This window comes from Acinetobacter sp. YH12211 (genome assembly GCF_013418015.1).
Lineage (GTDB): Bacteria > Pseudomonadota > Gammaproteobacteria > Pseudomonadales > Moraxellaceae > Acinetobacter > Acinetobacter towneri.
The window spans coordinates 1-4360 of sequence record NZ_VPCW01000058.1; the positions used below are offsets into that span (position 1 = coordinate 1).

At 39.0% G+C, this 4360-nt stretch carries 4 protein-coding genes; 3 read left to right on the forward strand and 1 reads right to left on the reverse strand.

The features are described from left to right. The first annotated feature begins 108 nt into the window (after nt 1-108). Nucleotides 109-567 carry an XRE family transcriptional regulator gene (locus FTU98_RS13705; protein WP_373885924.1) on the forward strand — a complete coding sequence of 153 codons (459 nt, stop codon included), beginning with the start codon at nt 109-111 and terminating at the stop codon, nt 565-567. A gap of 32 nt (nt 568-599) precedes the next feature. After that, a complete protein-coding gene (locus FTU98_RS13710) occupies nt 600-1190 on the forward strand; it encodes a uracil-DNA glycosylase family protein (protein ID WP_104851964.1) in 591 nt (196 codons plus the stop codon). 77 nt (nt 1191-1267) lie between these two features. Here FTU98_RS13710 and FTU98_RS13715 read toward each other — a convergent pair whose 3' ends face one another. Then, nucleotides 1268-2791, reverse strand: a complete 1524-nt coding sequence (locus FTU98_RS13715) for a phospholipase D family protein (RefSeq protein ID WP_131261443.1) — start codon at nt 2789-2791, stop codon at nt 1268-1270. 237 nt (nt 2792-3028) lie between these two features. Between FTU98_RS13715 and FTU98_RS13720 the strand changes: the two genes are divergently transcribed. Then, nucleotides 3029-4144 carry an S-(hydroxymethyl)glutathione dehydrogenase/class III alcohol dehydrogenase gene (locus tag FTU98_RS13720; protein WP_004973720.1) on the forward strand — a complete coding sequence of 372 codons (1116 nt, stop codon included), beginning with the start codon at nt 3029-3031 and terminating at the stop codon, nt 4142-4144. Nucleotides 4145-4360: the final 216 nt, after the last annotated feature.

The window sequence follows — 4360 nt, forward strand, 5'->3', positions numbered from 1 at the left end:
GGGTGGATGCGGTAAAGGTCGCCCTAAGAAGCAGAAAGCAAGCGAAATCCGTGAGGAAGTCGCCTAAGAGCTTTGCTTTTAGAATCCCCCACTTGAGTGAAAACGAAAGTGGTGGGAGTATGTCAACACTTTACTGTTGTGGTACGTGACGCACGTTCTGATCTGTCTGTGCTAGAAGATAAGTTCTTTGAAGCGGGTTGTGATGATGCATTAGTTTGCAGTTATAACGATACAATTTATCTTGAGTTTGACCGTGAAGCTGAAAATGCAGAACAAGCGATTCACTCAGCATTAGACAATATTCGCTCATTAGGATTTCATGATCTGATAGTAGAAGAGCAAGGTTATTCAACTTTGGCAGTAATGGCTGAACGTGCTGGAATGACTCGTCAAGCATTATCTTTATATGCGCAAAATAAACGTGGTGACGGAAACTTTCCACGTCCGATGTATGGACTTGCATCTAGATCTGCAATGTATTTTTGGCCAGAAGTTGCGACATGGTTATTCAATCAAGGGAAGTTACATAAAAATCATTATGAAGTTGCTCGTACTGCAATGTCTTAGCTTAATTTAAAGACCAAAGGTTCAATCTATAAATGTCTGATTCTAAAATAGAAACCCATCCACTCGAACCCTTTTTACCAGCCAATGCCAAGCTGTTAATGCTTGGGAGTTTTCCACCACCTAAAAGCCGTTGGAAAATGGATTTTTATTATCCGAATTATCAAAATGATATGTGGCGAATTTTGGGCTTATGCTTTTTTCAAGATAAAAACTACTTTTTAGATTTAGAAGCTAAAAATTTTCATCTTCATAAAATTATTGATTTTTTAAACACCACTGGCATTGCTATTTCAGATACGGCGCAGCAGGTGATTCGCTTAAAAGGCAATGCATCAGACAAATTTTTACAGATTGAAAAACCAATGGATATTGCAGCACTTTTAAGCAAGATACCTTTATGTCAAAGCATTATGACCACAGGCGATAAAGCGACTGATACACTCATGTTATCTATGCCTGAATCTGCCGAAAAACCTCAAATTGGGCAGGCGACACATTGCTATTTTGCCAAGCGTGAGCTGCATTTATATCGGATGCCTTCATCTTCACGAGCCTATCCTTTAGCTTTAGAGAAAAAGGCAGAAGCGTATTTTAACTTATTTAAAGAAATAGGCTTACTATAAGTAACTTTAAATAATTGTAGACAGTGATGGCAGAGAAAGAAAAATACGCTTCCATAATTAATGTCTATCTATTGTCATTACATCATCCATTCAATAGGGAATAATGAAACTGTTTTCATCATAAAACGCTGAAACTGTGTGGTTTCAGGATCATGATGATACGTTTGAATACTGCCATCTGCCTGATGATCTAACCAAATAATTTGACCGTTTTCGTCTAATTGCAGTTCATACGCAATTTGTGGCAAATAGCGGTCTAAAGATTGAGAAACATCGTTTTGCAATTGTTCAGACTCTAACACCAAGCCAACTTCGGTATTTAATTTTGCAGAACGAGGATCAAGGTTAAAAGAACCTACAAAGACCATGCCATCTATATCAAAGAATTTGGCATGTAAACTCGAGGCGTTTTTGCCTTTGGCAGGAATTACGTTACCCGTTGCAACTTCATACCAAGTACGCTTTTTTCGTTCAATATAAGGCTTAAATTCATATAAACGAATACCTGATTTAAGTAAATCTACGCGATACTGCTGATAAAATGCATGTACCAAAGGCACATCATTGGCTAAAAATGAATTGGTCAATACACGTATCTGTATTCCTTTTTCAGCCAGTTGAGTGAGTGTTTTAAGACCATCTTCTGTTGGGACAAAATAGGCAGAAACCAGTTCTAAATGTTGTTTGGGCTCACCCATTAACTTTAACATTTGTTTGTAAATCAGTTGCTCGCCTTGAGCTGTACCCCGAATTTTATTCGGAGAATCTGCCACAAAATGCGCACATACCCACTGTACAGGATGTTGTTCTAATTTGATGCTGACTTCTTCTTGCGCGTTAGCCACACGTTCACGAATTTTATCTTTATATTTGGCATTTAATTCATAGCGATTACGCAATTCTCTCAATTGCAACGCGTTGCCTGTGCCTAATAATTGCTTTACTGAATAGCTTAGTTCGTCATTCCAAAACTCTAAAAACACGGCATTGGCTTGGGGGACAGCACTGCCATAGAATAGAATATCCATATCAGTAAATTGAAAATTTTCACTGGCATCAAAATATTCACGGCTAATATTACGCCCACCTGTCACGGCAATCGCCCCATCGGCAATAATTAGTTTATTGTGCATACGGCGATTGATTTGTTTAAAACGAAACAAATAATCCATCACACGAAAATGCCGATATTTGTACGGATTGAAAATTTTTATTTCAAAATTAGGATGCTGAGCAAGCCGTTTTAAGGTTGGATCAAGTTGCGTACCATTTTGATCATCAATTAATAAACGAACTTTTACACCACGATCTGCTGCTTTGAGCAGTTCAGCCAACATCAACTGACCAATTAAATCATCTTCCCAAATGTAATATTGTAAATCTAAATGGTGCTGTGCTTTTTGAATCAAATATAAACGCGAGGCGATGCTACTAAAGGCATCATTTAGAGAAAGATACGCTGTTAAATTTTGGGATAAATGTGCATCAATTTCCTGACCATTCAGCCAATGATCTACATAATGCTCAACAGGGCTATCTTTGCTCGCTTGATTCATCGGTAAACTGCATCCTGTCAGTAAAATAGCGAAAAAAGCCAACATTCCAAGCCAGTAACAAGGTCTTTGGATCTTCATGATTATTCTTAAGTCATTCTGTATTTATACATGGAGATTATCCTCATGTTAATGCTTGAAACTCTGAATAGAAAGAGGGTATTGTGAGAGTCTGTTGATATTTTATAAATAGCTTGCGAGATATCTCTCTCACATCGCAAACATAGACGAATTGTCAGCAGCCCCTTATCATCTGTTAATGTATTTTTTAGGGATAATTTGCTCATGAAATCACGTGCAGCCGTCGCATTCGGCCCAGGTCAGCCGCTTGAAATTGTTGAAATTGATGTTGCACCGCCGCAGGCTGGAGAAGTCTTGGTCAAAATTACCCACACAGGGGTATGCCATACCGATGCATTTACCTTATCGGGTGAAGATCCTGAAGGTGTTTTCCCTGCAGTTCTTGGCCATGAAGGTGCAGGTATTGTGGTTGAAGTTGGTGAGGGTGTGACCAGTGTTCAACCAGGCGATCATGTGATTCCGCTTTACACAGCAGAATGTGGCGAATGTTTATTCTGTAAATCTGGTAAAACCAACCTATGCGTTTCCGTACGTGCGACACAAGGTAAAGGTTTAATGCCTGATGGCACGACACGTTTTTCTTATAATGGACAACCGATTTATCACTACATGGGCTGTTCAACCTTTAGTGAATATACGGTAGTTGCTGAAGTATCTTTAGCAAAAATTAATCCTGAAGCCAATCATGAGCAAGTTTGCTTATTAGGTTGCGGTGTTACAACTGGTTTAGGTGCAGTTAAAAATACTGCAAAAGTCCAAGAAGGCGATACCGTTGCGGTATTTGGCTTAGGTGGTATTGGTTTAGCTGTTGTGCAAGGTGCGCATAAAGCCAAAGCCAGCCGTATTATCGCCATTGATACCAACCCAGAGAAATTCAAATTGGCAGAACAATTTGGTGCAACCGAATTCTTAAATCCAAAAGATTATGACCGCCCAATTCAGGAAGTCATTGTGGAAAAAACAGGTTGGGGCGTAGATCATTCTTTTGAATGTATTGGAAATACCAATGTGATGCGTTCCGCTTTGGAATGTGCGCATCGTGGTTGGGGACAATCCATTATTATTGGTGTTGCAGGTGCAGGTCAGGAAATTTCAACTCGTCCATTCCAATTGGTGACAGGTCGTACTTGGAAAGGAACTGCGTTTGGTGGTGTAAAAGGTCGTTCGCAATTGCCAGGCATGGTTGAAGAAGCCATGAAGGGTGATATTCAACTCGAACCATTTGTAACGCACACCATGGGGCTAGACCAAATTAATGAAGCCTTTGATTTAATGCATGAGGGTAAATCTATTCGTAGTGTGATTCATTTTGATCAATGATGAGTAACGCGCTTAAATAAAGACCCAACAAAAACCAAGCTTCGGCTTGGTTTTTTTAACCCCTGGATTCGCTAAAACAGTAGCTTAATTTTCTCTGTACACGACAAAAATAGATAACTCATTGAAATAATGTCACAATAATTGTTTTCTAACGACGAATACTATGACACATCTCAATGAGTTATATCTTATCTTAAACAAATCTCTAAAATGGAA